Annotated in this window: 29 protein-coding genes; 24 read left to right on the forward strand and 5 right to left on the reverse strand. The window is 70.2% G+C overall.

Annotated elements, in window-relative coordinates; all coding sequences use genetic code 11:
- Positions 1–125 precede the first annotated feature (125 nt).
- The 4 genes from WDLP6_RS18775 to WDLP6_RS18790 all read left to right on the forward strand — a co-directional run bounded on the left by WDLP6_RS18775 (position 126) and on the right by WDLP6_RS18790 (position 3,165).
- The gene (locus WDLP6_RS18775) at positions 126–1,247 is read left to right on the forward strand and encodes a helix-turn-helix domain-containing protein (protein ID WP_162593569.1); all 1,122 of its coding nucleotides are present in this window, start codon (positions 126–128) and stop codon (positions 1,245–1,247) included.
- A gap of 14 nt (positions 1,248–1,261) precedes the next feature.
- Positions 1,262–1,591 carry a thioredoxin family protein gene (locus WDLP6_RS18780; RefSeq protein WP_162593570.1) on the forward strand — a complete coding sequence of 110 codons (330 nt, stop codon included), beginning with the start codon at positions 1,262–1,264 and terminating at the stop codon, positions 1,589–1,591.
- A gap of 108 nt (positions 1,592–1,699) precedes the next feature.
- Entirely contained in the window at positions 1,700–2,710 is a 1,011-nt protein-coding gene (locus WDLP6_RS18785; protein ID WP_162593571.1) for an aldo/keto reductase, read from the forward strand.
- A 20-nt stretch (positions 2,711–2,730) separates the two neighbouring features.
- Positions 2,731–3,165: a GNAT family acetyltransferase gene (locus WDLP6_RS18790; RefSeq protein ID WP_162595156.1), complete on the forward strand. Its 435-nt coding sequence runs from the start codon at positions 2,731–2,733 to the stop codon at positions 3,163–3,165.
- A 15-nt stretch (positions 3,166–3,180) separates the two neighbouring features.
- Here WDLP6_RS18790 and WDLP6_RS18795 read toward each other — a convergent pair whose 3' ends face one another.
- The 4 genes from WDLP6_RS18795 to WDLP6_RS18810 form a co-directional block, all read right to left on the reverse strand.
- Positions 3,181–3,558, reverse strand: a complete 378-nt coding sequence (locus WDLP6_RS18795; RefSeq protein WP_162593572.1) for a nuclear transport factor 2 family protein — start codon at positions 3,556–3,558, stop codon at positions 3,181–3,183.
- A 92-nt stretch (positions 3,559–3,650) separates the two neighbouring features.
- Positions 3,651–5,024: a chromate efflux transporter gene (chrA, locus tag WDLP6_RS18800; protein ID WP_162593573.1), complete on the reverse strand. Its 1,374-nt coding sequence runs from the start codon at positions 5,022–5,024 to the stop codon at positions 3,651–3,653.
- Positions 5,025–5,085: 61 nt separating this feature from the next.
- Complete coding sequence (locus WDLP6_RS18805) at positions 5,086–5,763, reverse strand: hypothetical protein (RefSeq protein ID WP_162593574.1); 678 nt, start codon at positions 5,761–5,763, stop codon at positions 5,086–5,088.
- 69 nt (positions 5,764–5,832) lie between these two features.
- The gene (locus WDLP6_RS18810; RefSeq protein WP_162593575.1) at positions 5,833–6,759 is read right to left on the reverse strand and encodes a LysR family transcriptional regulator; all 927 of its coding nucleotides are present in this window, start codon (positions 6,757–6,759) and stop codon (positions 5,833–5,835) included.
- Positions 6,760–6,854: 95 nt separating this feature from the next.
- On the opposite strand from WDLP6_RS18810, the gene WDLP6_RS18815 reads away from it, so the two are divergent.
- Genes WDLP6_RS18815 through WDLP6_RS18830 form a run of 4 tightly spaced genes read left to right on the forward strand, consistent with a single transcriptional unit; the run spans position 6,855 to position 10,399 of the window.
- The gene (locus WDLP6_RS18815) at positions 6,855–8,012 is read left to right on the forward strand and encodes a CaiB/BaiF CoA transferase family protein (RefSeq protein WP_162593576.1); all 1,158 of its coding nucleotides are present in this window, start codon (positions 6,855–6,857) and stop codon (positions 8,010–8,012) included.
- A 13-nt stretch (positions 8,013–8,025) separates the two neighbouring features.
- Positions 8,026–9,009, forward strand: a complete 984-nt coding sequence (locus WDLP6_RS18820) for a hydroxymethylglutaryl-CoA lyase (protein ID WP_162593577.1) — start codon at positions 8,026–8,028, stop codon at positions 9,007–9,009.
- A complete protein-coding gene (locus WDLP6_RS18825; protein WP_162593578.1) occupies positions 9,006–9,386 on the forward strand; it encodes a VOC family protein in 381 nt (126 codons plus the stop codon). The genes WDLP6_RS18820 and WDLP6_RS18825 overlap by 4 nt, the downstream gene beginning before the upstream one ends.
- 41 nt (positions 9,387–9,427) lie before the next feature.
- Positions 9,428–10,399 carry a Bug family tripartite tricarboxylate transporter substrate binding protein gene (locus WDLP6_RS18830; protein ID WP_162593579.1) on the forward strand — a complete coding sequence of 324 codons (972 nt, stop codon included), beginning with the start codon at positions 9,428–9,430 and terminating at the stop codon, positions 10,397–10,399.
- 89 nt (positions 10,400–10,488) lie between these two features.
- On the opposite strand, the gene WDLP6_RS18835 is transcribed toward WDLP6_RS18830, so the two are convergent.
- Positions 10,489–10,893, reverse strand: a complete 405-nt coding sequence (locus WDLP6_RS18835; protein ID WP_162593580.1) for an MAPEG family protein — start codon at positions 10,891–10,893, stop codon at positions 10,489–10,491.
- Positions 10,894–11,101: 208 nt separating this feature from the next.
- Between WDLP6_RS18835 and WDLP6_RS18840 the strand changes: the two genes are divergently transcribed.
- The 16 genes from WDLP6_RS18840 to WDLP6_RS18915 all read left to right on the forward strand — a co-directional run bounded on the left by WDLP6_RS18840 (position 11,102) and on the right by WDLP6_RS18915 (position 26,530).
- Complete coding sequence (locus tag WDLP6_RS18840; protein WP_162593581.1) at positions 11,102–12,664, forward strand: methyl-accepting chemotaxis protein; 1,563 nt, start codon at positions 11,102–11,104, stop codon at positions 12,662–12,664.
- 93 nt (positions 12,665–12,757) lie between these two features.
- Positions 12,758–14,089: a glucarate dehydratase gene (gene gudD, locus WDLP6_RS18845; protein WP_162593582.1), complete on the forward strand. Its 1,332-nt coding sequence runs from the start codon at positions 12,758–12,760 to the stop codon at positions 14,087–14,089.
- A gap of 37 nt (positions 14,090–14,126) precedes the next feature.
- Positions 14,127–14,918, forward strand: a complete 792-nt coding sequence (locus tag WDLP6_RS18850; RefSeq protein WP_162593583.1) for an HpcH/HpaI aldolase family protein — start codon at positions 14,127–14,129, stop codon at positions 14,916–14,918.
- A gap of 12 nt (positions 14,919–14,930) precedes the next feature.
- Positions 14,931–15,815 carry a 2-hydroxy-3-oxopropionate reductase gene (gene glxR / locus WDLP6_RS18855; protein ID WP_162593584.1) on the forward strand — a complete coding sequence of 295 codons (885 nt, stop codon included), beginning with the start codon at positions 14,931–14,933 and terminating at the stop codon, positions 15,813–15,815.
- A 108-nt stretch (positions 15,816–15,923) separates the two neighbouring features.
- Complete coding sequence (locus WDLP6_RS18860) at positions 15,924–16,583, forward strand: winged helix-turn-helix domain-containing protein (RefSeq protein WP_162593585.1); 660 nt, start codon at positions 15,924–15,926, stop codon at positions 16,581–16,583.
- Between the two features lie 9 nt (positions 16,584–16,592).
- A complete protein-coding gene (locus tag WDLP6_RS18865; protein WP_232077113.1) occupies positions 16,593–17,936 on the forward strand; it encodes an ATP-binding protein in 1,344 nt (447 codons plus the stop codon).
- A gap of 135 nt (positions 17,937–18,071) precedes the next feature.
- Positions 18,072–18,860, forward strand: a complete 789-nt coding sequence (locus WDLP6_RS18870; RefSeq protein ID WP_162593587.1) for a COG4705 family protein — start codon at positions 18,072–18,074, stop codon at positions 18,858–18,860.
- 83 nt (positions 18,861–18,943) lie between these two features.
- Positions 18,944–19,393: a hypothetical protein gene (locus tag WDLP6_RS18875; protein ID WP_162593588.1), complete on the forward strand. Its 450-nt coding sequence runs from the start codon at positions 18,944–18,946 to the stop codon at positions 19,391–19,393.
- 78 nt (positions 19,394–19,471) lie between these two features.
- Positions 19,472–20,104 carry a phosphatase PAP2 family protein gene (locus WDLP6_RS18880; protein ID WP_162593589.1) on the forward strand — a complete coding sequence of 211 codons (633 nt, stop codon included), beginning with the start codon at positions 19,472–19,474 and terminating at the stop codon, positions 20,102–20,104.
- The gene (locus WDLP6_RS18885; RefSeq protein WP_162593590.1) at positions 20,097–21,116 is read left to right on the forward strand and encodes a glycosyltransferase family 2 protein; all 1,020 of its coding nucleotides are present in this window, start codon (positions 20,097–20,099) and stop codon (positions 21,114–21,116) included. The genes WDLP6_RS18880 and WDLP6_RS18885 overlap by 8 nt, the downstream gene beginning before the upstream one ends.
- Complete coding sequence (locus tag WDLP6_RS18890) at positions 21,113–22,696, forward strand: ArnT family glycosyltransferase (RefSeq protein ID WP_162593591.1); 1,584 nt, start codon at positions 21,113–21,115, stop codon at positions 22,694–22,696. Before WDLP6_RS18885 ends, WDLP6_RS18890 begins: the two co-directional genes overlap by 4 nt.
- On the forward strand, positions 22,693–23,541 hold the full coding sequence (locus WDLP6_RS18895; RefSeq protein WP_162593592.1) for a ChbG/HpnK family deacetylase: 849 nt from the start codon (positions 22,693–22,695) through the stop codon (positions 23,539–23,541). Before WDLP6_RS18890 ends, WDLP6_RS18895 begins: the two co-directional genes overlap by 4 nt.
- Positions 23,534–24,157, forward strand: a complete 624-nt coding sequence (locus WDLP6_RS18900) for an ABC transporter ATP-binding protein (protein WP_162593593.1) — start codon at positions 23,534–23,536, stop codon at positions 24,155–24,157. Before WDLP6_RS18895 ends, WDLP6_RS18900 begins: the two co-directional genes overlap by 8 nt.
- Positions 24,154–24,954: an ABC transporter permease gene (locus WDLP6_RS18905; RefSeq protein ID WP_162593594.1), complete on the forward strand. Its 801-nt coding sequence runs from the start codon at positions 24,154–24,156 to the stop codon at positions 24,952–24,954. The genes WDLP6_RS18900 and WDLP6_RS18905 overlap by 4 nt, the downstream gene beginning before the upstream one ends.
- A gap of 110 nt (positions 24,955–25,064) precedes the next feature.
- On the forward strand, positions 25,065–25,346 hold the full coding sequence (locus tag WDLP6_RS18910; protein WP_162593595.1) for a hypothetical protein: 282 nt from the start codon (positions 25,065–25,067) through the stop codon (positions 25,344–25,346).
- A gap of 152 nt (positions 25,347–25,498) precedes the next feature.
- Positions 25,499–26,530, forward strand: coding sequence for a LacI family DNA-binding transcriptional regulator (locus tag WDLP6_RS18915; RefSeq protein WP_162593596.1), 1,032 nt, complete (start codon positions 25,499–25,501; stop codon positions 26,528–26,530).
- Positions 26,531–26,589: the final 59 nt, after the last annotated feature.

Below are 26,589 nucleotides of genomic sequence, written 5' to 3' on the forward strand. Positions count from 1 at the left end.
TGGCTGTCTCCGTGGGTGGATGGCTGATTCGGCGAATTGAATCTTGGACGCCGGGCAAGAGCACCATCCTAGGCAAAACCCTAGACGCTTGCACGTTCTCCTTGAAATTCTCAAAATGAAACACGATGACCACTGCCACCGCCTCACCCGTGCCTGAGCGCTCCCTCTCCATCGCGCAGGCACGGCGTGAATGGATCGACGGCGAGCCCGCCGCCGGCGCCCGCGCCGCGCGCATCGAACCCTGGCTGGCACGCTCCTGGCAGCGCTGCCTGGCGGCCGGCCACCGGCCCCAGCAGCGCGTGAGTTTCGACCCGGTCTCGGGCCCCGCGGCCGCGCGCGTGGCCGAGCGCAACCGCGCGCTGGTCTTGGCCGCGCGGCCGGTGCTCGAGCGGCTGTCGCGCGCGATCGCCGACACCCGCTACTTCGCGATCCTGACCGACGCCGACGGCATCGTGGTCGACGTCGGCGCGCTGCCCGCCGGCCACGATGCGGCGGCACGCCATGCGCGCGACATCGCGCGCATCGGCGTCGACCTGTCCGAGCGCGCGGTCGGCACCACCGCCATCGGCGCGGCGCTGGCCGAGCACGCGTCCGTCTGGCTGCACCGCGGCGAGCACTTCTTCGACGACACCGGCATCTACAGCTGCGCCGGCGCGCCGCTCTTCGGTCCGCAGGGCGAATGCATCGGCATGCTCGACCTGACCGGCGTGCAGGTGGTCGAGCGGCCCGAGCTGCAGCACCTGGCGGCGCTGTCGGCGCGCAGCATCGAGAACGCGCTGGTGCGCGACCATCCCTGCGAGCTGCTGCTGGGCATCGATTGGCCCGGCTACGCCAGCGGCACCGGCGGCCTGCTGTGCATCGACGCCGACGGCCGCGTGACCGGCGCCAACGCCGCGGCGCGCCAGATGCTGCACCAGCCGCTGGCGGCCGCCGCGGCCGTGCACTGCAGCGAGCTTTTCGCGCTCTCGCCACAGATACTGTTCGATGCCGCGCGCCGCGGCGATGCGGTGCTCGAGGTGCCGCTGTGGTCCGGCCTGCGCGTGCAGGCCCGGCCGCAGGCCACCCGGCCGGCGGCGCCGGTCGCGGGCACCGGCCGGCCGCGCCTGCGCGATGTCGAGGCCGAGCTGATCCGCCGCGCAGTGGACGACGCGCGCGGCAACGTGGCCGAAGCGGCGCGCACGCTCGGCATCAGCCGCGCCACGGTGTACCGCAAGCTCGCCAGCGGCCGGCGGCATCCGCGCCGCTGAAGCAGAATCGCGCCATGAACGCACCCTACGAAACGGCGCAACCCTCGCGTGCCGAGCTCGACGCCCTGCGCGGCCCGACGCTGGTCGAATTCGGCACCAACTGGTGCGGCATCTGCAAGGCGGCGCAGCCGCTGATCGGCGAGGCCCTGGCAGAGGCGCCGACGCTGCGCCACCTCAAGGTCGAGGACGGCAGCGGCCGGCCGCTGGGCCGCTCGTTCGGCGTCAAGCTCTGGCCGACGCTGATCTTCCTGCGCGATGGCCGGGAGATCGCACGGCTGGTGCGGCCCGACAGCGCGGCGGCGATCCGCGATCAGCTCGCGCAGCTGGGCGGCGGCGCTGCGTAGGCCGCGCGGCGCCATGCCGCAGCGCCAGCAGGTTTGCGCGCCGGTGACTATCATCGCGCGCTCGATCCCGCATCGCGGATCGACACAGCAGCGAACGGAGCCGCACCCATGAGCATCCCCACCACCCGCCTCGGCCGCACCGGCCTCACCGTGTCGCGCCTGGCGCTCGGCACCATGACCTTCGGCCTGCAGACGGACGAAGCGGTGTCGCACCGCATCCTCGACCGCGCGGCCGAGGGCGGCATCAACTTCCTCGACACCGCCGACGTCTATCCGCTCGGCGGCACGGTCGAGACCACCGGCCGCACCGAGGAGATCATCGGCCGCTGGCTGCGCGCCAAGGGGCCGGGCCGGCGCGGCGACTTCATCGTCGCCACCAAGGCGGTCGGCAAGGTCGGCCACAACAGCTGGGACCAGGGCGCGTCGCGCAAGCACCTGCTGGACGCGATCGATGCCTCGCTCGAGCGCCTGCAGACCGACCACGTCGATCTCTACCAGCTGCACGGCGACGACCGCGAGACGCCGCTCGACGAAAGCCTCGAGGCGCTCGACACGATCGTGCGCTCGGGGCGCGCGCGCTACATCGGCGTCTCCAACTTCCTGGCCTACCGGCTGGCGCGCATGATCGGCCGTGCCGAACTGCACAGGCTCACGCGGGTGGTCTCGGTGCAGCCGCGCTACAGCCTGCTGTTCCGCGAGATCGAGCGCGAGCTGCTGCCGCTCGCGGACGAGGAAGGACTGGGCGTGATCCCCTACAACCCGCTCGCGGGCGGCCTCTTGACCGGCAAGTACAAGCCCGGCGCCAATCCCGAGGAGAACACGCGCTTCACGCTCGGCACCGCCGGCTCGATGTACCAGAAGCGCTACTGGAACGAGCGCAGCTTCGCGACCGTGACCGCGCTGCACAAGCTGGCCGATGAAGCCGGTGTGCCGCTCGCCACCTTGGCGGTCGCCTGGGTGATGGCCAATCCCCTGATCACCGCGCCGCTGCTGGGCGCCAGCCGGCCCGAGCAGCTGGATGCCACGCTCGCGGCGGCCGCGTACAAGCTCGACGCGGACCTCAAGCAGCGGCTCGACGAGCTGACCGCCGAGTACCGCAAGGGCGACGCGCCGCGCTGAGCAGGACCGTGACCCGCATCATGAAGATCCGGGCCTTCGCGCCGGAGGACGAAGCCGCGGTCGTCGCGCTGTGGCAGGCCTGCGGCCTCACGCGCCCGTGGAACGACCCGCATGCCGACATCGCGCGCAAGCTCGGCGAGCAGCCCGAGCTGTTCCGGGTCGGCACGGTGGACGGCGAGCTGATGGCCACGGCCATGATCGGCTTCGACGGCCACCGCGGCTGGGTCTACTACGTTGCCGTGTCGGCCGCGCACCGCGGGCAGTCGCATGGCCGCGCGCTGATGCAGGAGGCCGAACGCCTGCTGACCGAGCGCGGCTGCCCCAAGCTGAACCTGCTGGTGCGCTCGTCCAACGAAGGCGTGATCGCGTTCTACCGCCGGCTCGGCTACGTGCAGGACGAAGCCGTGAGCCTCGGCAAGCGGCTCATCCACGACCAGGCGCCGGACGCGGGCTGAGCGCCCTGCCGCGCCTCAGGCGCCGACCGGCACCCTGTCCAGGAAGCCGGTGACCGAGCGCAGCCGGCCGGCATCGAGCTCGGCGAAGTCGGTGCCCTCGATCAAATCCTCGGCGCCGCTCGGGCCGAGCGTCCACGAGAAGCGCAGGTGCTCGCCATGCGCATCGGGCTGGCCCTTGAGCCGGAAGCGAAAGCCCGGGAAGCGCTGCTGCACGCCGCCGACCAGCGTGCTGATCTGCACACGGCCGCTGGCTTCGGCCATCGGATCGACGTAGCGCGCGTCGTCCGTCCAGTGCGCTTCGAGCAATTGCAGCCGGCGCCCGGCATCGGTTTCGTTCCACAGGGCGATGTACTGGTCGGCCACGCGGGTGGCATCGGGTGCTGCGGTGTTCATGGTGATTCCTTTCGAGGTTTCGTTCGGCCCGCAACGTCGCGGGGTGAATGAATGGTCGCGAAAGGAGGGCTTCGGGTCGATGACGCGGGAGGTCATGCGGCCGAAGCGGCAGAAAGCCAGGTCGCCAGCAGACCGACGGTCGCGCAGGCACCCAGCAGCGGCATCACGCCGACCTTGAAGCGAAAGAGCGCCACCATGGCCGCGACGGCGATGAACGCGGACAGCGTGTCGAAGGGCCCGCCGAAGCCGCGAGGCCACAGCACGTGCCAGGCGAAGAACAGCGCCAGGTTCAGGATCACGCCGACGACGGCGGCCGTGATCGCCGACAGCGGCGCAGTGAAGCCGAGCCTGCCATGGGTCGCCTCGATGAGCGGGCCGCCGGCCAGGATGAAAACGAAGGACGGCAGGAAAGTGAAGAAGGTCACCACGGTGGCCGCCACCGCACCGCCCGCGAACGGGCCGGCGGACCCGGCGGCCTGCTGCAGCCAGCCGCCGACGAAGCCGACGAAGGCCACCACCATGATCAGCGGTCCGGGTGTCGTCTCGCCAAGCGCCAGGCCATCGATCATCTGCGGGCCGTCGAGCCAGTGATGGTGCTCGACAGCGCCCTGGAACACATAGGGCAGCACCGCATAGGCGCCACCGAAGGTCAGCATCGCGGCCTTGGTGAAGAACCAGCCCATCTGCGTGAGCGTCCCTTGCAGGCCTTGCGCGGCGACGAGCGCCGCCATCGGCAGCGCCCACAGGCCGAGCCCGGCGCACAGCACCTTGACCAGGCGGCTGCGCGAAAACAGCGCATGCACCGGCGTGGGCGTGTCGTCGTCGATCAGCGCCGGGCCGTAGCCCTTCCCCGCGCTGCCGTGTCCGCCACCGAGGGCGAAGACGCCGGGCGCCCGGCGGGCGCCGAAGTGCCCGATCAGGCCCGCCGCGAAGACGATCGCCGGGAACGGCGTGTCGAAGGCGAAGATCGCGATGAAGGCGGCCGCGGCAATCCCCCACATCCAGGGATTCTTCAAGGCCCGCGTGCCGATGCGATGGGCCGCATGCAACACCAGCGCGGTGACGGCAGGCTTGATGCCGTGGAAGATTCCCGCGACCACGGGCACCTGGCCATAGGCCATGTAGATCCACGACAGCGCGATCAGGATGAACAGCGAGGGCAGCACGAACAGCGCGCCGGCGACGATGCCACCCCGCGTGCGGTGCATCAGCCAGCCGATGTAGGTGGCCAGCTGCTGCGCCTCGGGGCCGGGCAGCAGCATGCAGTAGTTGAGCGCATGCAGGAAGCGCTTCTCGCTGATCCAGCGCCGGCGCTCCACCAGCTCCGCATGCATGATCGCGATCTGGCCGGCCGGGCCGCCGAAGCTGATGAAGCCGAGCTTGAGCCAGAAGCGCAAGGCTTCGAAAAAGCCGACCGCAATCGGCGCGGCGGATTCGATCGCTGGCGGTGCGGGAAGAGTTGTCATGGGCGCGCAGGATACGCGCCGCGGATGTCGGTCGACCTGACTCGCGGCCGCCGCCTCGCCTTCAGGCCGCGATGCGGCTCGAATGCACGAAGCAGGCCGGGTCCAGCTCGCGGAAGCAGACCAGCATCGAGCGCAGCACCGGCGCCTCGCGCGCCTCGGCGCGCCAGTCCGGCAGCTCGTGGTCCATCTGCGCGCACAGGTCGCTCCAGGCTTCGGCCACGGCGGCCCATCGCGCCACCTCCGGCTCGTGCATGCGCGCGGCCAGGAGCCGCAGCGGCCGGCGCAGCGCGGGCGCCTGTTCGATCAGCAGGCGGCAGCACCGGAAGCCCTTGGCGTCGTGCGGCAGGTCGAGCGCCGTGCCGCGGTACTGCGGCGGGCGGATGCCGGTCAGCAGCGCGAACAGCGCCAGGCTCGACGGCCCCTGCTCGCCGGCCACCAGCCAGCGCAGCGAAGGCAGGTCGAGGCGGCGTGCACAGCGGCCCAGATGAAAGCGGATGCGGCCGATGGCGGCCGGCGTCTCCTGCGCGCGCAGACGATCCAGTGCCTCGGGCCGGCCGATCACCGCCGTCGCACCCAGCATGCGCGCCAGGCCGGGATGCAGCAGCTCCGCATCGCCGGCCAGCTTCAGCAGCACCAGGAACTCGGGCAGCGGCATGTGGCCATACACGATCCTGCACCGCTCGCGCATGAGGATTCGGTAGGCAGGCTGGTTCTCGGCCGGCGTCGGAGGGGAAGCCACCCTCCTCTATCGGCAGCCGGCCGGCCGGCGAACAGGGTCAAGCCGGAAAAAACTTCGCTCGGCGGGCGCTCAGCGCGGGTGTTCGAGGGCGCCGATCGGGCGCAGGTGCTGCACCAGCAGCGCCGCGGCCGGCGAGAGGGCTTCGCCCGTCTTCGTCGCCATCAGCAGCCGGCGCGTGGCCCAGGCGTCCCTGAGCCGCACCACCCTGAGCCCGAGCGCCTTCACCTGCGCCTCGCAGGCGGCCAGCGGCACCACGCCGATGCCCAGGCCGGCCGCGATCATGTGGCACATGGCATCGAAGCTGCGCACCTGCACGCGCAGCCGCATCGCGATGCCGGCCTGCTCGGCCGCGCGCGAGGTCAGCTCCAGCAGCGAGCTGCTGCGGTTCAGGCCGACGAACTCGTGCGCCAGGCATGACTTGAAATCGACGCGCCGCGAACGCGCGAGCGGATGTCCCTTGGCGCACAGCACGACCAGTTCGTCGGTCTGGAAGGGCACGACGTCGAGACCATAGGCCGGCGTGTTCTCGGCGAACACGCCGACATCCGCGAGGCCGTCCACCAGCGCGCGCACGGTGTCGCCGCTCAGCTGCTCCTCCACCTCGACGCGGATGTCGGGATGCAGGGCGAGAAAGGTGGCCAGCGCGGCGGGCAGGAACTCGGTCAATGCCGACATGTTGGCCCACAGCCGCACGTGGCCGCGCACGCCGCTCGCGTAGTCCTTGAGCTCGCTGCTGAAGTGCTCGAAGCCCTGGAACAGCCGCATCGCATGCTGCATGGCCACGTGGCCGGCGGGCGTGAGCGCGATGCCCTGTGCGCTGCGTTCGAGCAGCCGCGAGCCGGTGGCGGCCTCGAAATCGGACAGCCGCCGGCTGGCCGCGGACAGGGCCAGGTGGCAGGCCTGCGCGCCCTTGGTGATGCTGCCGGACCGCGCCACGGCGCAGAACAGCCGCAGGGTGACGAAGTCGACGCGCGCCGGATTGATGGGACTGCTCATCGGGACGATTCTAGACAGGGGCTTCGCGTTCTGCGAAGGCCTGCTGCCGGCTCGGCAATTCCGCGCGCGCCGATCCGTTCCTACAGTCCGCTTCCATGAATGCACTCGAAGGACTGAAGGTGCTCGAACTGGGCCAGCTCATCGCCGGCCCCTTCGCGAGCAAGACGCTGGCCGAGTTCGGCGCCGACGTGATCAAGGTCGAGCCGGCCGGCGTCGGCGACCCGCTGCGCAAGTGGCGGCTGCTGCGCGACGGCAGCTCGGTGTGGTGGGAGGTGCAGTCGCGCAACAAGCGCTCGGTCTGCCTCGATCTGCGCAGCGCCGAAGGCCAGGAGGCGGCACGTGCGCTGGCGCTCGAAGCCGACGTGCTGATCGAGAACTTCAAGCCCGGCACGCTGGAAGGCTGGGGCCTCGGCTGGGAGCAGCTGCATGCGCTCAACCCGCGGCTGATCATGCTGCGCATCTCGGGCTACGGCCAGACCGGCCCCTACCGCGACAAGCCCGGCTTCGGCGTGCTCGGCGAAGCGATGGGCGGCCTGCGCCACCTCACCGGCGAGCCGGGCCGCGTGCCGGTGCGCGTGGGCATCTCGCTCGGCGACACGCTGTCCGCGCTGCACGGCGTGATCGGCGTGCTGACCGCGCTGCACCATCGCACGGCGCATGGCGGCGAAGGCCAGTTCATCGATGTCGCGCTGTACGAATCCGTATTCAACGTGATGGAAAGCCTGCTGCCCGAATACGACGCCTTCGGCGCGGTGCGCGAGGCCGCCGGCAGCGCGCTGCCCGGCATCGCGCCGAGCAACGCCTACCGCTGCGGCGACGGTCAGTACGTGCTGGTGGCCGGCAATGGCGACAGCATCTTCCGGCGGCTGATGCGCGCGATCGGGCGCCCCGACCTCGAGGACGATCCGCGCCTCGCCCACAACGACGGCCGCGTGCGGCACGTCGAAGCCCTCGATGCCGCCATCGAGGCCTGGACCTGCGAACGCGGCCGCGACGAGGTGCTGGCCGCGCTCGACGCGGCCGGCGTGCCGGTCGGGCGCATCTACAGCGTCGCCGACATCGCGCGCGACCCGCACTACCAGGCGCGCGGCATGCTCGTCGAGACGCAGACCGCCGACGGCCGCTCGCTCAAGGTGCCCGGCGTGGTGCCCAAGCTGAGCGCGACGCCCGGACGCATCGCGCACCCGGCCCCGCGCCTGGGCGAACACGACGCCGACCTGCTGCGAGCCGGCTGGCCCGCACGCGCGTCTTGAAAGGACCCCCGCCATGAATCCCGGCCACGGCACCCGCCTCTTCATCAACGAGGTCGCGACCCGCGACGGCTTCCAGATGGAAAGCCGCTTCATTCCCACCGACGACAAGGTCGCGCTGATCGACCGGCTGAGCACGCTCGGCTACGCGAAGATCGAAGCCACCTCCTTCACCTCGCCGAAGGCGATCCCCGCGCTGCGCGACGGCGAGGAAGTGATGAACCGCATCGCACGCCGCCCCGGCGTGGTCTACACCGCGCTGGTGCCCAACCTGCGCGGCGCCGAGCGCGCCCTCGATGGCCGCGTCGACGAGTTCAACCTCGTGATGTCGGTCAGCGAGACCCACAACCTCGCCAACCTGCGCATGACGCGCACGCAGTCCTTCGCGCAGCTGGCCGAGGTGATCGCGCTCGCGCGGCGGGCCGCGGTGCCGGTGAACGTGTCGCTGTCCTGCGTCTTCGGCTGCCCGATGGAAGGCGAGGTGCCGCAGGACGGCGTGTTCGGCTGGATCGACCGCTTCGCGGCGTTGAAGGTGCAGGGCATCACGCTGTGCGACACCACCGGCATGGCCTTTCCGACGCAGGTGCAGGCGCTCTGCGCCGCCGCGCTGGCGCGCCATCCCGCACTCGGCTTCACGGCCCATTTCCACAACACCCGCGCCATGGGCCTGGTCAACACCGTGGCCGCGGTGGAAGCCGGCATCCGGCGCCTGGACATGTCGCTCGGCGGCATCGGCGGCTGTCCCTATGCGCCCGGCGCCAGCGGCAATGTCGCGACCGAGGACGTGGTCCACATGCTGCAGTGCATGGGCTACGACACCGGCATGGACCTCGACGGGCTGATCGGCGCCGCCGCGCAGCTCCAGACGCTGGTGCAGCACGAACTCTCGAGCCAGCTGCCGCGCGCCGGCCATCGCCTGACGCGGCATGCGCCACCGTCGGAGTTCGCCGACATCGCGGACCGCGCCCATGCGCGCGATGCGCGAGAGCTTCGTCCATGATCGACCACCTCGACCATCTCGTGCTGACCACCGCCGACGAGGACGCCTGCGTGCGCTTCTACGTCGACGTGCTGGGCATGACGCTGGAGACCTTCGGCGCCGGACGCAAGGCCTTCCGCTTCGGCAACCAGAAGATCAATCTGCACGTGAAAGGCCGCGAGTTCGAGCCCAAGGCCGAGCATCCGACGCCCGGCGCGCTCGACCTCTGCTTCGTCGCAGCCGTGCCCCTCGATGCCGTGATCGCGCGGCTCGCACAGCAGCAGGTTCGCATCGTCGAAGGCCCGGTCCTGCGCACCGGTGCGACCGCGCGCATCCGCTCGGTCTATGTGCGCGATCCCGACCTGAACCTCATCGAGATCTCGGAGCCGGCGCCCTGAACGGCACCGGACGGTCCGCCCAACCCAAGCAGGAGACAACCATGAAGCTCGTCCACCACCTCGCACTCGCCGCCGGCGTCGCGCTGGCATCCGCCGCGGCCGCGGGCGCCGACGCCTATCCCTCGAAGCCGATCACCATGATCGTGCCCACTGCGCCTGCCGGCTCGACCGACATCATGGCGCGCCTGGTGGCCGAGCCGCTGGCGCGCGCGCTCGGCAAGCCGATCGTGATCGACAACAAGCCGGGCGCCAGCGGCAACATCGGCACCGAGTTCGTCGCCCGTGCGGCACCCGACGGCTACACGCTGCTGATGCAGTACTCGGGCTACCACGTCGGCAATCCCGCGCTCTATCCGAACCTCAAGTGGAGCCCGACCCACGACTTCGTGCCGATCGCGATGGTGATGCGCGCACCGCACGTGATCGCCGTCAGCGGCACGCTGCCCGTCAACTCGGTGCAGGACCTGATCGCCTACGGCAAAAAGAAGAAGGGCGGCCTGTTCTTCGCCTCGTCGGGCAACGGCTCGATCCAGCACATCGCGGGCGAGCTGCTGGCGCGGCAGATCAAGGAGCCGATGACCCATGTGCCCTACAAGGGCTCCGGGCCGGCGATCAACGACCTGGTCGCGGGCACGGTCGACATGTTCATCACCACGCCGCCGTCCGTGATCGGCTTCCTGCCGAGCGGCAAGCTCAAGGCCCTGGCCTATACCGGCGCCCAGCGGCATCCGTCGATGCCCCATGTGCCGACCTCGGCCGAGGCGGGGCTGCCGGGCTACGAGGTCGAGTCGTGGTTCGCCGTGTTCGCGCCGGCGAAGACGCCGCCGGAGATCGTCGCCAGGCTCACGACCGAGATCCGGAAGATCGTGGAGAGCGAGTCCTTCCGCAAAAAGGTCGACGACCAGGGCGCGTTCGCGGTCTACATGGATCCGCCGACGCTCGCCAAGTTCGTCGACCAGCAGCTCGCGATGTGGTCGAAGGTCATCAAGGACGCGGACATCAAGCCCGATTGAGCGCGCGCTGCCGGCCGGCGCATCCGGGGTGACGCTGACCCGGTCCAACCTGATTGGCGGCGCGAAGCCGACGACCTCGAGCACCACGCTCAGTGCGCGGCCAGCAGCCGGTACAGCAACAGCAGCGACGCCGCCGCGACCACCAGCACCGTGAGGCCCGCGCCGGCCTGGCGCGGCATCGTCGGGCCAAGCGACCGGCTCAGGCCCCACGCATTGGCCAGCCGTGCGACCACCAGCGCCGCGCCCAGCGCATGGACGATGCCGCCCGGCGTGCCGGCGACCTCGGCCAGCACGATCAGCAGCAGCGCCAACGGCACCTGCTCCGCGAAGTTCACATGGGCCCGGATCGCCTGGCCGAGCTGCGCATTGCCGCCGTCCGCCGCCTGGATGCCGGTCTTGACGCGGTTCAGGATCACGCGCACGGTCAGCACAGCCGCGAACAGGCCGAAGAGGGCGGCATAGAGCGCCGAGATGGATGGCATGGCGACGGTCATGGGGAATCCCTTCGATGGTCGAAGCCCGGACACACGGGTTACTGCAATGACGCGGCAGACGACGCCCGTTCGACAGACGGTCCGGTTTTTTCACGCGCGACGCGTGCGCGCCCTCAAGCTTTCCGGTTTCGTGCCGATAACACCGCCAAGACATCGTCGGTGGGCGGCGTTGTCTGCGGCCCATCGACGACCTGGAATCGGAACGATCATGAAGAACTGGAAGATCAGCGTGCGGCTGGGCTGGGGCTTTGCCATCCTGCTGGCGCTGCAGCTCGCCATCGCCGGCATCGGCGTGCGGGAGATGGCGAATCTCTCGGATCGCATCCGATTCATCACCGAGATCGGCGATGGCAAGCTGTACGAGCTCAACAAGGTGCAGGCCGCGATCGGCGTGCGCGCCATCGCGGCGCGCAACCTGGCACTGCTGACCGATCCGGCCGCGCAGCAGCCCGACATCGCGCTGATCAAGCGCACCCAGGGCGAGATCGACGAGGGGCTGGCACAGCTGACCGCGATCATGAAGGAGCCCGCCTCGGCCAGCGACGAGGAACGCCGGATGCTGGAGCAGCTCAAGGCGCTGGAGGCCCAATACCTGGTCATCGCCAACAACGTGGTCGGGCTCGCCACCACGCAGAAGACCGAGCTGGCGATCCAGGCGCTGACCCGCGACTGCATGCCGATGCTGACCCAGGTGCTCGCGCACGTGAACGCCTTCGAGCAGGTGCTGAAGAAAGGCGCCAACGAGAACGCGGCCGGTGCGCAGTCGCTCTACCAGAACGCGAAGTGGATCACGCTGCTGATCAGCGCCGCATCGCTGGTGATCGGGATCTTCACCGCCTGGCGCCTCACGCGCTCGATCACGCGGCCGCTGGGCGAAGCGGTGCGGGTGGCGCAGCAGGTGGCCGGCGGCGACCTGAGCGCGCACATCGAGGTCTCCGACACCGCCGAGGTCGGCCAGCTCATGAAGGCGCTCAGGGACATGAACGACAGCCTCGCCAAGGTGGTCGGCGAGGTGCGCACCGGCACCGACACCATCACGACCGCGTCGAGCGAGATCACCTCGGGCAACCAGAACCTGTCCTCGCGCACCGAGCAGCAGGCGAGTTCGCTGGAAGAGACCGCGGCATCGATGGAAGAACTCACCTCGACGGTCAAGCAGAACGCCGACAACGCACGCCAGGCCAATCAGCTCGCGGTCTCGGCCTCCGAGGTCGCGGTCAAGGGCGGCAGCGTGGTGTCGCAAGTGGTCGACACCATGGCCTCGATCCACGCTTCGTCCAAGAAGATCGTCGACATCATCGCGGTCATCGACGGCATTGCGTTCCAGACCAACATCCTTGCGTTGAACGCAGCGGTCGAAGCCGCACGCGCCGGCGAACAGGGCCGCGGCTTTGCGGTGGTGGCGGCCGAGGTGCGCAACCCGGCGCAACGCTCGGCGGCCGCGGCCAAGGAAATCAAGACCTTGATCGGCGACTCGGTGGACAAGGTCGATGCGGGCAGCGCGCTGGTGGGCGAAGCGGGCCGCACGATGGAAGAGATCGTGGACAGCGTCCAGCGCGTGACCGACATCATGGGCGAGATCACGGCAGCCAGCCAGGAACAGACCTCGGGCATCGAGCAGATCAACCAGGCGATCACGCAGATGGACCAGGCCACGCAGCAGAACGCGGCGCTGGTGGAACAAGCCGCCGCCGCATCCGCCTCGCTGCAGGAGCAGGCCGGCAGCCTGTCGCAGGTGGTGAGCACCTTCAAGCTCGGCCAGACCTTCTAGGTGCTTCCAGGCGCGCCGCGCGCACACGGGCAGCGCTCTACGCCATGCGCAGGTGACGTAGGATCGGGCAGGCGTTTGTCCACTGGAGCCCCCATGCCCTCTTCCACGCCCTCGATCACCGGCCTGCGCGTGATCCCTGTCGCCGGCCGCGACAGCATGCTGCTGAACCTCAGCGGCGCGCACGGCCCCTTCTTCACGCGCAACCTGCTGATCCTCACCGACAGCGCCGGCCGCACCGGCGTGGGCGAAGTGCCCGGCGGCGAGAAGATCCGCCAGACCCTCGACGACGCGCGCGAGCTGGTCGTCGGCCAGCCGATCGGCGCCCACCAGCGCGTGCTGCAGCGGATGCAGCAGAAGTTCGCCGACCGCGATGCCGGCGGCCGCGGCCTGCAGACCTTCGACCTGCGCACCACGATCCATGCCGTCACCGCGGTCGAATCGGCGCTGCTCGATCTGCTCGGCCAGCACCTGGAGGTGCCGGTGGCCGCGCTGCTCGGCGAAGGCCAGCAGCGCGACGCGGTCGAGATGCTGGGCTACCTGTTCTTCATCGGCGACCGCGACCGGAGCGAGCTGCCCTATGCGCGCGAACCCGAGGCCGACAACGCCTGGTTCCGGCTGCGGCACGAGAAGGCGATGACGCCCGACGCCGTGGTGCGCCTGGCCGAGGCCGCACGCGAGCGCTACGGCTTCAACGACTTCAAGCTCAAGGGCGGCGTGCTGCGCGGCGACGAGGAGATCGAAGCCGTCACCGCGCTGCACGCGCGCTTTCCGCAGGCGCGCGTGACGCTCGACCCGAACGGCGGCTGGCTGCTGAAGGACGCGGTGCGCCTGATGCGCGACATGCGCGGCGTGGTCGCCTATGCCGAAGACCCGTGCGGCGCCGAGGACGGCTTCTCGGGCCGCGAGGTGATGGCCGAGTTCCGCCGCGCCACCGGCCTGCCGACCGCCACCAACATGATCGCCACCGACTGGCGGCAGATGGCGCATGCGCTGTCGCTGCAATCGGTCGACATCCCGCTGGCCGATCCGCACTTCTGGACGATGGCCGGCTCGGTGCGCGTGGCCCAGACCTGCCGCGACTGGGGCCTGACCTGGGGTTCGCATTCCAACAACCACTTCGATGTCTCGCTGGCCATGTTCACGCAGGTCGGCGCGGCCGCGCCGGGCCGCGTGACCGCCATCGACACGCACTGGATCTGGCAGGACGGCCAGCGCCTCACGAAGGAGCCGCTTCGCATCGAAGGCGGCCTGGTGCAGGTGCCGAAGAAGCCGGGCCTGGGCGTCGAGCTCGACATGGCCGAGGTCGAGAAGGCGCACCAGCTCTACCGGCAGCACGGCCTCGGCGCGCGCGACGATGCGGTGGCGATGCAGTGCCTGATCCCGGGCTGGACATTCGATCCCAAGCGCGCGGCCTTCGATCGCTGAACGCGGTGCTCGCGCACCCATCCACCAAGGAGCCACCATGAGAGAAAACCGCCTGCGCACGCTGTGGAAATCGGGCGGCGCCGCCGTCAACGGCTGGCTCGCCATTGCCAACAGCTTCTCGGCCGAGACGATGGCCCACCAGGGCTGGGACACGCTCACCATCGACCTGCAGCACGGCGTGATCGACTACCCGGCCATGGTCGGCATGCTGCAGGCGATCTCGACCACCGACACGGTGCCGGTGGTGCGCGTGCCCTGGCTCGAGCCCGGCATCCTGATGAAGACGCTCGACGCCGGCGCCTACGCGGTGATCTGCCCGATGGTCAACACCCGCGAGGACGCGCAGAAGCTGGTGGCGTGGACGCACTACGCGCCGCGCGGCACGCGCAGCTTCGGCCCGGTGCGCGCGCTACTCTACGGCGGCGCGGACTATCCGCAGCAGGCCAACGACACCATCGTCACCTTCGCGATGATCGAGACCGCGCAGGCGCTCGAGAACCTCGACGACATCCTCTCGGTCGAAGGGCTGGACGCGATCTATGTCGGCCCGTCGGACCTGTCGCTCGCGCTCGGCTGCAGGCCGGTGTTCGACGACGTCGATCCGAAGGCGGCCGAGGCCATCGCGCACATCATCGAACGTGCCAAGGCGCACGGCATCGTCGCCGGCATCCACAACGGCACGCCCGAAGGCGCGCTGGCGCGCATCGCGCAGGGCTTCCAGTTCGTCACCGTGAGTTCCGACGCGCGGCTCATGGCCGCCGGCGCGCAGCAGGTCATGGCGAAGATGCGTGCCGCACCGCCTCCCACCGACTCCTCCTCCACCTACTGAAAGGACCTCGCCATGAAGATCGGATTCATCGGCCTCGGCATCATGGGCGCGCCGATGGCGCTGCAACTGGTCAAGGCCGGCCACCAGCTCCACATCGTCCGGCGCAGCAAGGTGCGTCCCGAGATCGCGGCCGGCAACGCGATCGTCTGCGCGACGGCGCGCGAGGTCGCCGAGCAGACCGAGGTCGTGATCCTGATGGTGCCCGACACGCCGGACGTGGCCTCGGTGCTGTTCGACAAGGACGGCGTGGCCGAAGGCCTCTCGGCCGGCAAGACCGTGATCGACATGAGCAGCATCTCGCCCATCGAGACCAAGGCCTTTGCGAAGAGGATCAATGAGCTCGGCTGCGAGTACCTCGATGCGCCGGTGTCGGGCGGCGAGGTCGGCGCCAAGGCCGCGAGCCTGACCATCATGGTCGGCGGCACCGAGGCCGCATTCGAGAAGGCACGGCCGCTGTTCGAATCGATGGGCAAGAACATCACGCTCGTCGGCGGCAACGGCGATGGGCAGACGACCAAGGTGGCCAACCAGATCATCGTCGCGCTCAACATCGCGGCGGTCGGCGAGGCGCTGCTGTTCGCGAGCAAGGCGGGCGCCGATCCGGCCAAGGTGCGGCAGGCGCTGATGGGTGGCTTCGCATCGAGCCGCATCCTCGAAGTGCATGGCGAGCGCATGGTCAAGCGCACGTTCGCACCGGGCTTTCGCATCGGGCTGCATCAGAAGGATCTCGGGCTCGCGCTGCAGGGTGCGCGCGCACTCGGCGTCGCGCTGCCGCAGACGGCCGGCGCGGCGCAATTGATGCAGGCCTGCGCGGCCAACGGCTGGCAGGACCTCGATCACTCGGCGCTGGTGAAGGCGCTGGAGCTGATGGCGGCGCACGAGGTCGCGAAGGGCTGAGCCAGGCCGTTAAGTGTCCGATAAGCGATGAATGCCTAGACTCGCAGGCGTGACGACCCCAACCCCCGATCCCGAACGGGTGATCGACGCTCGACGCACGGAGCTCGCATGCGGCTGCTGCTGATCGAGGACGACCGCATGATCGGCCGCGCCGTGTCGACCGGGCTGACCCATGCGGGCTTCGCCGTCGACTGGGTGATCGACGGCCGCGCCGCGGATCTTTCGCTGTCGGTCGGCCTCTACGACATCGCGGTGCTGGACCTTGGCCTCCCCGCGAAGGACGGCATGGCGGTGCTGGCCACGCTGCGCGCCGCGGGCAACCGGATGCCGGTCCTGATCGCAACGGCCCGCGATGCGGTGGCCGACCGCATCGCCGGCCTCAACGCGGGCGCCGACGACTACATCGTCAAGCCCTTCGACCTCGACGAGCTGATCGCGCGCGTGCGCGCCGTGCTGCGCCGCCACGCGGCCGCCGCGTCGTCGCTGCTGGTGCACGGCAGCCTGGCGCTCGATCCCTTGCGCAAGACGGTCACCTGGCGAGACGCGCCGGTCGCGCTGTCGGCACGCGAGTTCGCATTGCTGGAAGTGCTGATGCAGCGTCCGGGCGCGGTGCTGTCGCGCAAGAAGCTCGAGGAGTCGATCTACAACTGGAACGACGACCTGGGCAGCAATGCCGTCGAGGTGCACATCCACCGGCTGCGCAGAAAACTCGGTGCCGACGTGATCCGAAACGTGCGCGGCGTGGGCTACTGCGTCGCCGCCGACTGAATGCCGCCGATGCGGTCGCTCGAGCGCCATCTGCTGGCCTGGGTGCTCGGCGCGCTCAGCCTCGGCGCCATGCTGCTCGTGCTGGCCTCGTACCTCGTGACGCTCGATGAAATGAGCGAGGTCTTCGACGACAACCTGCGTCAGGTCGCACTGGCACTGGCCGACTCGCGCGAAGCCCTGCAGCGCGGCGACGCCGCGCAGCGCCACGCAGCCCTGCCCAAGGTCTACGAGGAACACGGCGACTTCGACTTCACGACGGCGGTCTGGGATCTTGCGGGGAACCGGCTCTCGATCTCCGGCCCGAATGCGAACCTGCCCTTCAGCGCCGCCAGCGGCCTGTCGCGGATCGGCAAGGGCGAGCAGGCCTGGCACGTCTACACGATCGTGAGCGGCGATCGCGTCGTGCAGGCGGCGCAGCGCGCCTCGTCGCGCCGCCTGCTGGCCGCAGAGGCCGCGTCGAAACTGCTGATTCCCGTGCTGGGGTTGACGCTCCTCATCGGCGGCCTGCTGGTGGTCGCGCTGCGCCGCGGCCTCCGGCCTCTCGACACCGCGGCCAACGACGTGGCGGTGCGCAGCGCGGTCTCGCTCGACCCGATCGACACCGCGGGTGTGCCGCTCGAAATCCATCCGCTGATCCGCTCGATCAACGGCCTGATGCAGCGGCTGGCCGAGGCGTTCACCGTGCAGCGCCAGTTCATCGCCGATGCCGCCCATGAACTTCGTTCGCCGGTGACGGCGCTGCGCCTGCAGCTGCAACTGCTGGAGCGTGTGCAGGACGAGGCGGGCCGCACTCGTGCCATCGGCGAACTGAAGCTCGGCGTGGAGCGCACGCAGCGGCTGATCGCGCAGCTCCTGGATCTTTCGCGCGTCGATCCCGACGGCCGCGCGCAGCTGCGGCAGCCGGTGGACCTTGCGGAGCTGGCACAGGCGGCGGTCGTCAAGCGCAGCGTGGAAGCCGAGCACAAGGGCATCGACCTCGGCGCCGACGCGCCGGCGACAGTCACCATCGACGCCGATCCCGACCAGCTCGCGGTGCTGCTGGACAACCTGATCGGCAATGCGATCCGCTACACGTCGCCGGGCGGCCGCGTCGACGTGCGCGTGGCCCGGCTGGAAGGCCGCCCGATGCTGCAGGTGATCGACAACGGGCCCGGCATCGCGGAGGCCGAGCGCGAAAGGGTGCTCGATCGCTTCTATCGCGGCGAGGCGCGGCAGCGCGACGGCGATGTGCCCGGCAGCGGCCTGGGCCTGGCCATCGTCAGTGCGATCGCGCAGCGCCATGGGGCGCAGCTCAGCCTGCGTGCCGCGGCGCCGCTCGGCGGGCTCGAGGCCAGAGTCGTCTTCGCGACTTGACGCACGAGCGCCGCCTGACACACGCGTGAGGGCGTTAAGGCTCCGATAAGCCCCCATCTGCCAGACTGGACGCCAGCGTCGGACCCGAGGCCCGACAGATCGCGCCGGTCACGGCCATTGCCAGGAAAACCCCCGATGAAAAGAGATGCATCCAGCAACACGCAGCCCGCCGCGGACCGATGGCAGAAGGTGCCGGAAATCACGCTGGCGTTCTGGTTCATCAAGATCATGGCGACGACCCTGGGTGAAACCGGCGGCGACGCAGTGACGATGTCGATGAACCTGGGCTACCTCGTGGGGACGATCATCTTCGCGAGTGTCTTCATCGTGGCCGTCGCGGCCCAGATCCGCGTGAAGCGTTTCCATCCGTACCTCTACTGGGCCGTGATCATCGCGACGACGACGGCGGGAACGACGCTGGCGGATTTCATGGACCGGTCGCTGGGCATCGGCTATGCCGGCGGATCGTCCATCCTTCTCGCGCTTGTGCTGGCCTCGATCGGGCTCTGGCATCTGACGCTCGGCTCCGTGTCGGTCAAGTCCATCACTTCGCCGGTCGCGGAGATCTTCTATTGGGTGACGATCATGTTCTCCCAGACGCTGGGCACGGCCCTGGGCGACTGGGCGGCGGACAGCGCCGGCCTGGGCTACGAAGGCGGAGCCCTTGTCTTCGCTGCAGGGCTCGCGCTCGTGGCGGTCTGCTATTTCCGGACCCGGGTTTCGAGGACCCTGCTCTTCTGGATGGCCTTCATCCTGACCCGCCCTCTCGGCGCGACGGTCGGCGATCTGCTGGACAAGCCGCTGGCACAAGGCGGCTTCGCATTGAGCCGGTATTCGGCCACGGCCGTGCTCGCCGCCATCATTCTCGCGAGCGTCTTCCTCATGACGCGAAGGACCGAAGCATCGCCGGGGAACGGGCGCTGACATCCGGGCGATGCAAGCACCCTGCCTTGCAGCTGACTCGGGCGTTCAGCTTGCTTTCACACCCGGCTCCTAGAGTCCGGTCCATGCTGACTCTGCGGATCCGTCGCCTCATTGCAAAGCACTGCATGGGGTGGTGTGTCCTCGGCATCGCGCTCGCGGTGCTGCAGCCTTTCATCGGTGCGCACTTCTGCCAGGACGGCCTGGAGAACGAAGGCGAGTTCTTCATCCGCAGCCCGAGCACGGCCGCCTTCTTCGAGCCCGACCAGCGCGCAGGCCATCAGGCCGATCGCGAGACCACGCTCTTCGCGTCCTCGGCGGCGAGCATCGACGTGCCGCATGCGCTGCAGCAGGGCATCGACGGACTGATGGCCCTGGTGCTGCTTCTGCTGCCGCTGACGGTCCTGCTGCTGCGGCCCGGGCAGCGCGTGCGCAGCGGCCCCGCGCAGCGGGTTCCCAACACCAGCGGCGCCCCGCCGCCCGCGGCGCCCTGGCGCCGCCAGCCGCCGGAGACCGCGCCCCCTTTCGCGACCTGACCGACGGCGCCGCACGGCGCCGAGGCCCTGCTGCGCGCCGCGCGGCCGGCACCTGTTCATGGCCGGAGATATTTCAACGTGATTCAATTCCTCGACGCGAGAGCACTCGACCTCGCACTGTTCCCATGGCTGGCCGCGGGCTATCACCCGAGTCCCTGGCTGCTGCCTCTCGTGCCCGCGATCGCCGTCGGCGGACCCTGGCTCTGCGTGGCAATCATGGGATGGGTCGCCTGGCGCCAGCCTGCGCAACGCGGCTATGTGATGGCCATGCTGGTGGCCTGCGCGGCCGCCGGCGTGGCGGCGCATGCGATCGCGACGGCGCTCGATCTGCCGCGTCCCTTCATGCTCGGCCTGAGCCCGGCCTACATCGCGCACGGTGCACGCGGATCGATGCCGAGCGCGCATGCGAGCGTGATGTTCACGATCGCGCTCGCCTTCGCGCTGCGCCCCGGCCTGCGGAACTTCGCCATCGCGAGCGCACTGGCAGCGGTCGTCACGGGATGGGCACGCATTTATGTGGGCGTCCATTTTCCGACGGACATCGTGGCCGGGCTGCTGCTGGCCCTCGTCATCGTGGCGCTCTTCGAGATCGTGCGCAGGCTGTGCCGGCGCTACCTCGGGCCGGTCATCGCGCGCGACGGCCTGCACGTGCGACCGCCGGCCGACGAAGCCGGCGAGCCCGTCGTCCAGAGAGACCGGCGACATGCGTGATCCCGTGAACACGACCGGCGGCAGGGTCGACATCGCGCGCAGCGAGAAGCCCGCGCACCCGGCGGCGGGCCGCAGCCTGTCCTGCGTGATTCCCTGCTTCAACGAAGGCGGCAACCTGACCGAGCTGCTCTCGCGGCTCGAAGAACTCCTGTGGCGCACGCACATGGCGTGGGAGATCATCGTGGTCGACGACGGCAGCACCGACAACACGGTCGCCGTCGCCGCCGAATGGTGCGAGCTGTCGGGATTCCGGTGCATCTCGCTCTCGCGCAACTTCGGCAAGGAGGCGGCGATCACGGCCGGCCTGAGCGCGGCGCGCGGCGATGCGGTGGTGGTGCTCGATGGCGACCTGCAGCATTCACCCTTGCTGATCACCACCATGATCGACCACTGGCTGGGCGGCGCCGATGTCGTCTATGCGGTGCGCGAGGAACGCACCGACGAAAGCGCGCTCAAGCGTTTCGGCACCGGCCTGTTCTACCGGATGGTGAACGACTCCGACCGCTTCGCGCTGCCGAAGGACGCGGGCGACTTCCGCCTGATGGACCGCAAGGTGGTGGACGCGCTGCTGAGCCTGCCGGAGCGCAGCCGCTTCATGAAGGGCCTCTATGCATGGGTCGGCTTCAAGGCCGTCGCGCTGCCCTATGTCCCGCATCCGCGCAAGGAAGGCGTCAGCAGCTTCAATGCGCTGCGCCTCTTCAATTTCGCGATCGACGGGCTGACCTCCTTCACCACCTGGCCGCTGCGCATGGTCAGCGTGGTGGGCCTGCTGCTGGCGGTGCCGGCCTTCGCCTACGGCGCCTACCTGGTCATCGACCACGAGATCAACGGCAACGACGTGTCGGGCTGGACCACCATCGTCGTCAGCCTGATGTTCTTCATCGGCATCCAGATGATCTCGACCGGCATCGTCGGCGAATACGTGGCCCGCATCTTCGAGGAAGTGAAGGGCCGGCCGCTCTACATCGTCAAGAAGGAACTGGGCCAGGGCCTGGACGCGGTCCAGCCATGACCCGGCTCAGCTCCGACACTTCTGCCTGGCGGCAGACCGGCCTGGTCGTGGCCGGCATGTTCCTGTGGCTGGCGGCGACCGCCTGGATCCGCCCGCTCACGGCGCCCGACGAAGGCCGCTACGTCGGCGTCGCCTTCGAGATGCTGCGTTCCGGCGACTGGCTGGTGCCGCGGCTCGACGGCCTGCCCTTCTTCCACAAGCCGCCGCTGTTCTACTGGATCGGCGCGGCGGCGATGTCCGTGCTCGGCCCCACCGAATGGGCCGGGCGCCTGCCCTCGCTGATCGGCGCGACGATCGCCGCAGCGGGCCTGTGGCTGTTCCTGCGCCGCTGGGCCGACGAGGCCTGCGCGCGGCTCTCGGCCGTCGTGCTGCTCAGCATGCCCTTCTTCTACGTCGGCGCGCAGTTCGCCAACCTGGACATGCTGGTGGCCGGCTGCATCTCGGCCACCGTGCTGCTGGCGGCCGACGCAACGCTGTCGAAGGAACGCGGCGCGGGCTGGCGACGGGCGCTCGCGGGCGCCTTCCTTTTCGCGGCGCTGGGCGTGCTGGCCAAGGGGCTGATCGGCTTCGTGCTGCCGGGCCTGGTGTTCGTCGTGTGGTGCGTGGCGACCGGCCGGCCGCCGGCACTGCGGCTGATGGCGTGGCCGCCGGGCTGGGCGCTGTTCGTGCTGCTCGCCGGCCCGTGGTTCGTCGCGATGCAGATGCGCTATCCGGCCTTCTTCGACTACTTCGTCGTCACGCAGCACTTCCGGCGCTTCGCTGCCTCGGGCTTCAACAACGAACACCCGTTCTGGTTCTACCTGCCGGTGATCGCCGGCCTCACGCTGCCCTGGTTCGGCTGGCTCGCGATCGCGCACTGGAAGACGCGCAAGGCCCCGCCGCCATGGTCCGACGTCGACTGGCTGATGGGCCTCTGGTGCCTGTGCATCGTGGCCTTCTTCTCGCTGCCGCGCTCCAAGCTGATCGGCTACGTGCTGCCCGCGCTGCCGCCGCTGGCCTGCCTGGTCGCGAGGAGCGCGCTCGCCGCGGTGCGCGGTGCCGCGCGCGGCACGGTCGGCCTGCGCTGGACCACCGGCCTCGCGGCACTGGCCTGCGGCGCGAGCATCGCGCTGATCGCGGCCTATGGCACGCCGCCGGATGCGAGACTGCCCTTGCCCGCCGGCCAGACGGTGGCGCCGCACGACGAGGTCCTGATGCTCGATACCTACGCCTACGACATTCCGTTCTACTGGCGGCTGCAACGCCCGGTCACAGTGTGGGGCGACTGGTCGCCCGCGCTGCTGGACAGCCGCGACGACTGGCGCAAGGAATTGCACGATGCAGGGCGCTTCGAGCCGGCGCTCGGCGCGCGGCTGCTGACCGGCCGCGGCGCCGCGCAGACCTCGCTGTGCCTGTCCGCGCCGACCTGGGTGGTGGGCGCGTCCAATTCGCAGCGCGCGCATCCGTGGCTCGCGAAGCTGCAGCTTGCCGCCTACAACCCGTGGCTGGCCGTGTGGCGCTTCGCGGGCACCGCGGACGGCAGCGCGCAATGCTTCGAGACGGCTTCGGACGGCGCGATGCCGGCGCCGGCAACGCCATGACGCTCCCATCGCCGCACGACCGCTACCTCTGCATCTGCGCGGACGACTTCGGCCTGAGCGAAGGCGTCAATGCGGCCATCCTCGATCTGGCCGAGCGCGGCAGGATCTCCGCGGCCGGCTGCATGGTCCGGCGCCCCGCCTGGGAGACGGGGCGTTCGCGATTGCGCCGCATCGATCGCACGCGGCTCGATGTCGGACTTCATCTCGATCTGACGCCGCCGCCGCCCGGCGATGCGCGCGAGCCGGGCCTCGCCGCGCTGATCGCCAAGGGCTGGCTCGGCCTGCTGCGGCCCGCAGAGATCCGGGCCGAGATCGCGGACCAGCTGTCGCGCTTCGAGGACGGATTCGGCCGCGCGCCGGCCTTCGTGGACGGACACCGGCATGTCCATCAGTTCGCTGTGGTGCGCGACATGCTCGTCGCCGAGATCGCCAGGCGCTACGGCACCGCCGCGCCATGGATCCGCAGCACCGCGCCGCCCGCGCCGCGCTGGCGAGCCGGCGCGAAGGCCAATCTCGTGTTCGCGCTCGGCGGCGCCGGGCTGCTCGAACGCGCCGCGCGCCACGGCATTCCGGCCAGCCGCGGGCTGCTCGGCGTCTACGGCTTCGATGGCGGCGCGGCCGATTACCGGCAGCGGCTGTGGCAATGGATCGCGGCCTGCCGCAGCGGCGACGTGCTGATGTGCCATCCGGCGCTGGCCGATGCGCCCGCCGACCCCATCGCCGCCGCGCGCCGGCATGAGTACGCGGTGCTCGCGGCCACCGTCTTTCCGATGCAGACGCAGGGCGGCGCGGTCTTCCTCGCGCCGCTCTCGCGTCAGCTGCGTGCGGAGGGCCCGCATGGCTGAACAAGGCGGCGCGACGCCGCTGCTCGTCCTGCGCGGCCTGCGCTCGGTGGCCGGCGGCCCCTTCGACCTCGAGATCGCGGCCGGCGAATGCGTGGGCCTGCTCGGCAAGTCAGGATCCGGCAAGAGTGCGCTGCTGCGTTCGATCGCCGATCTCGATCCCGGCGACGGCGAGGTCGAACTCGCCGGCCGGCGCCGCGAAAGCTGGCCCGCGCCGCAGTGGCGCCGGCGTGTCGTCTACCAGGCCGCCGAGCCGGCCTGGTGGGCCGCCGACGCGGCCGCGCATTTCCATCCCGGCGATGCGGCGCTGCTGCATGCGTTGATGCCGGCACTGGGCCTCGCGCCCGATGTGCTGCGCACCGAGATCGCGCGGCTGTCGACCGGCGAGCGGCAGCGGCTGGCGCTGATCCGGTCGCTGGCGGCGGCGCCCGAGGTGCTGCTGCTCGACGAGCCGACCGCATCGCTCGATGCGTCTTCCGCCGCCGCCATGGAAGCGCTGCTGTGCCGGCGTCTCGCGGCCGGCCTCGCGATCCTCATGGTCACGCATTCGACGCAGCAGGCGCAGCGCATGGGCGGGCGCCTGTTCGAGATGCGCGACGGCGCGCTGCATCCGTCATGACGCCGATCCATCTCGGCCCCGCCGATCTGGCGCTGGCCGCGCTGCTGGTGCTGATCGATGCGGCCGCATCGCTGCTGCTGCGGCTGCGCTTCCACCGGCAGCTGCTGTGGGCGAGCGTGCGCATGGTCGTGCAGCTGCTGTTGGTCGGCTGGGTGCTGCGCTGGGTCTTCGCGGCGGCATCGCCCGCCGCGACGCTGGTCATCGTCGCCCTGATGATCGCGGCGGCCGCGCGCGAAGTGGCGGCGCGTCCGCCCTGGCGGCTGCAACGCGCGGGCAACTTGCGCATCGGCGCGCTGGTGGTCGGGCTGTCGAGCGTGGCGACGGTGGTGCTGGCGCTGCTGACCGCCATCCGGCCGCAGCCGTGGTACGACCCGCGCTATGCGATCCCGCTGCTGGGCATCGTGCTCGGCAGCGTGCTCAATTCGGCGAGCCTCGGCCTCGATGGCTTCTTCGCCGGGCTGGTCGCGAGCCGCGCGGCGATCGAGGCGCAGCTCGCGCTGGGTGCGACGAGCGGGCAGGCGCTGTCGGAGCTGGTCCGGGCGTCGATCCGGCGCGGCATGATCCCGATCGTCAACCAGATGTCGGCGGCCGGCGTGATCACCCTGCCCGGCACCATGACCGGCCAGCTGCTGGCCGGCATGGATCCGGTCGAGGCGGTGAAGTACCAGATCCTGCTGCTGTTCCTGCTCGCCGGCGCCGGCGGACTGGCAGCCGCCGGTGCGGTCTACCTGGGGGCGCGCTCGGTCACCGACGACCGGCATCGGCTGCGGCTGGACCGGCTCAAACGTTCGGGGTAGGTCGTTCGTCGAATCCCGCGCCCGGCACGGCTCGCCGAACCCACCAATGGCCAGTAGCCACCGGTGCGCGCGCTCTGCAGAATTCCCGCTGCGAACTTCGGGAGTCCCTCATGCAACCAGCCATCGAAATCACACAGCGCGGAGAGAAAGACTTCGTCTCGTGCGTCGGCGTCGGCGACGGGTCGCGACGCTACGAGAGCGAGGGCCTGTGCTCGATCGCCGAATGCCTGCAGGACGCCGCGGCCGTGCTCGGCGCCGAGTTCAGCTTCGCCACCGTGATCTTCGACCGCATGACGATGGGCAGCTACCCGGTCGCCACCATCGAGCATCGCGCGCTCGAGGTGGCCGACGAGCTCCTGACCAAGACCTTCGGCCGCCGCACGATGGACTGAGCCGCGCACGCGGTCAGCAGCGAAGCCCCTGTTTTGCTCCCTCTCCCTTTGGGAGAGGGTTGGGGTGAGGGCGCCGGGCGCTGGAAACGGGCGTGACGACGCAATGCCGTCACACGATCCGCTAAGATGGTAGCGCCTGCATTTCCAACCCCTTGACCGCCGCCAAGCCCCCCGCCCGCCCCGCCCGCCGCAGCAGCGGCGGCATCACGCTCGACGATGTCTCCAAGCTCGCCGGCGTCTCCGCGATCACGGTGTCGCGCGCACTCAATTCGCCGGACCTGGTGTCGCCCAAGACGCGCGAGAAGGTGCGGCTCGCGGTCGAGCGCACCGGCTACGTGCCCAACCTGCTGGCCGGCGGCCTGGCCTCCAACCGCAGCCGGCTGGTGGCTGCGCTGGTGCCCACCATCGCCGGGCCGGTGTTCCTCGAAACGGTGCAGGCGCTGACCGAGGCGCTGGCCGAGAAGGGCTACCAGCTCATGCTGGGCCAGAGCGGCTATCACAACTCGCGCGAGGACGCGCTCATCGACGCCATCGTCGGCCGGCGGCCGGACGGCATCGTGCTGACCGGCATCATGCGCTCGGCCGAAGGGCGGCGCCGGCTGCTCGCCTCAGGCATTCCGGTGGTCGAGACCTGGGACCTGACGCCCACGCCGGTCGACATGCTGGTCGGCTTCTCGCACGAGCAGGTGGGCGCCGCCACGGCGAAATTCCTCCATGGCAAGGGCTATCGCCGGCCTGCGGTGATCAGCGGCGACGACCATCGCGCGAACCTGCGGCGCAGCGGCTTCGAGCAGTCCTGGCGCGCGCTCGGCGGCAAGCGCATCGAGACCTGCGCGGTGCCTGCGCCGACCACGCTCGGCAGCGGCCGCGGCGCCCTCGCCCAGCTGCTGGCGGCCGCGCCGCGCATCGACGTGGTGGCGTGCAGTTCCGATGCACTGGCCCACGGCGTCATCACCGAGGCGCATGCGCGCGGCCTGCGCGTGCCGCAGGACATCGCGGTGATGGGCTTCGGCGACCTCGGCTTCGCCCAGCATGCCCATCCGGCGATCAGCACCGTGCGCATCGACGGCACGGCCATCGGGCGGCAGGCGGCGCGCTTCATCGTCGACCGCGCCGAGGGACGGCCCATCGAATCGAAGATCGTCGACCTGGGCTTCTCGCTGATCGAGCGCGCGAGCACCTGAACCCGCGCGCGGGAATCCACGCACCAATCTCCTGTTGACCGTCGCACGGCCTGGCGCTT

The sequence above is a fragment of the Variovorax sp. PBL-E5 genome (assembly GCF_901827185.1).
GTDB lineage: Bacteria > Pseudomonadota > Gammaproteobacteria > Burkholderiales > Burkholderiaceae_C > Variovorax.

Coding starts and splice junctions, on each gene's coding strand:
- WDLP6_RS18910 (WP_162593595.1), top strand. CDS start 25,065: ATGCAACCAGCCATCGAAATCACACAGCGCGGAGAGAAAGACTTCGTC.
- WDLP6_RS18810 (WP_162593575.1), bottom strand. CDS start 6,759: ATGAGCAGTCCCATCAATCCGGCGCGCGTCGACTTCGTCACCCTGCGG.
- WDLP6_RS18820 (WP_162593577.1), top strand. CDS start 8,026: ATGAATCCCGGCCACGGCACCCGCCTCTTCATCAACGAGGTCGCGACC.
- WDLP6_RS18840 (WP_162593581.1), top strand. CDS start 11,102: ATGAAGAACTGGAAGATCAGCGTGCGGCTGGGCTGGGGCTTTGCCATC.
- WDLP6_RS18830 (WP_162593579.1), top strand. CDS start 9,428: ATGAAGCTCGTCCACCACCTCGCACTCGCCGCCGGCGTCGCGCTGGCA.
- WDLP6_RS18790 (WP_162595156.1), top strand. CDS start 2,731: ATGAAGATCCGGGCCTTCGCGCCGGAGGACGAAGCCGCGGTCGTCGCG.
- glxR (WP_162593584.1), top strand. CDS start 14,931: ATGAAGATCGGATTCATCGGCCTCGGCATCATGGGCGCGCCGATGGCG.
- WDLP6_RS18900 (WP_162593593.1), top strand. CDS start 23,534: ATGGCTGAACAAGGCGGCGCGACGCCGCTGCTCGTCCTGCGCGGCCTG.
- WDLP6_RS18895 (WP_162593592.1), top strand. CDS start 22,693: ATGACGCTCCCATCGCCGCACGACCGCTACCTCTGCATCTGCGCGGAC.
- WDLP6_RS18775 (WP_162593569.1), top strand. CDS start 126: ATGACCACTGCCACCGCCTCACCCGTGCCTGAGCGCTCCCTCTCCATC.
- WDLP6_RS18785 (WP_162593571.1), top strand. CDS start 1,700: ATGAGCATCCCCACCACCCGCCTCGGCCGCACCGGCCTCACCGTGTCG.
- WDLP6_RS18815 (WP_162593576.1), top strand. CDS start 6,855: ATGAATGCACTCGAAGGACTGAAGGTGCTCGAACTGGGCCAGCTCATC.
- gudD (WP_162593582.1), top strand. CDS start 12,758: ATGCCCTCTTCCACGCCCTCGATCACCGGCCTGCGCGTGATCCCTGTC.
- WDLP6_RS18865 (WP_232077113.1), top strand. CDS start 16,593: ATGCGGTCGCTCGAGCGCCATCTGCTGGCCTGGGTGCTCGGCGCGCTC.
- WDLP6_RS18890 (WP_162593591.1), top strand. CDS start 21,113: ATGACCCGGCTCAGCTCCGACACTTCTGCCTGGCGGCAGACCGGCCTG.
- WDLP6_RS18870 (WP_162593587.1), top strand. CDS start 18,072: ATGAAAAGAGATGCATCCAGCAACACGCAGCCCGCCGCGGACCGATGG.
- WDLP6_RS18860 (WP_162593585.1), top strand. CDS start 15,924: ATGCGGCTGCTGCTGATCGAGGACGACCGCATGATCGGCCGCGCCGTG.
- WDLP6_RS18885 (WP_162593590.1), top strand. CDS start 20,097: ATGCGTGATCCCGTGAACACGACCGGCGGCAGGGTCGACATCGCGCGC.
- WDLP6_RS18850 (WP_162593583.1), top strand. CDS start 14,127: ATGAGAGAAAACCGCCTGCGCACGCTGTGGAAATCGGGCGGCGCCGCC.
- WDLP6_RS18905 (WP_162593594.1), top strand. CDS start 24,154: ATGACGCCGATCCATCTCGGCCCCGCCGATCTGGCGCTGGCCGCGCTG.
- WDLP6_RS18875 (WP_162593588.1), top strand. CDS start 18,944: ATGCTGACTCTGCGGATCCGTCGCCTCATTGCAAAGCACTGCATGGGG.
- WDLP6_RS18835 (WP_162593580.1), bottom strand. CDS start 10,893: ATGACCGTCGCCATGCCATCCATCTCGGCGCTCTATGCCGCCCTCTTC.
- WDLP6_RS18780 (WP_162593570.1), top strand. CDS start 1,262: ATGAACGCACCCTACGAAACGGCGCAACCCTCGCGTGCCGAGCTCGAC.
- WDLP6_RS18795 (WP_162593572.1), bottom strand. CDS start 3,558: ATGAACACCGCAGCACCCGATGCCACCCGCGTGGCCGACCAGTACATC.
- WDLP6_RS18825 (WP_162593578.1), top strand. CDS start 9,006: ATGATCGACCACCTCGACCATCTCGTGCTGACCACCGCCGACGAGGAC.
- chrA (WP_162593573.1), bottom strand. CDS start 5,024: ATGACAACTCTTCCCGCACCGCCAGCGATCGAATCCGCCGCGCCGATT.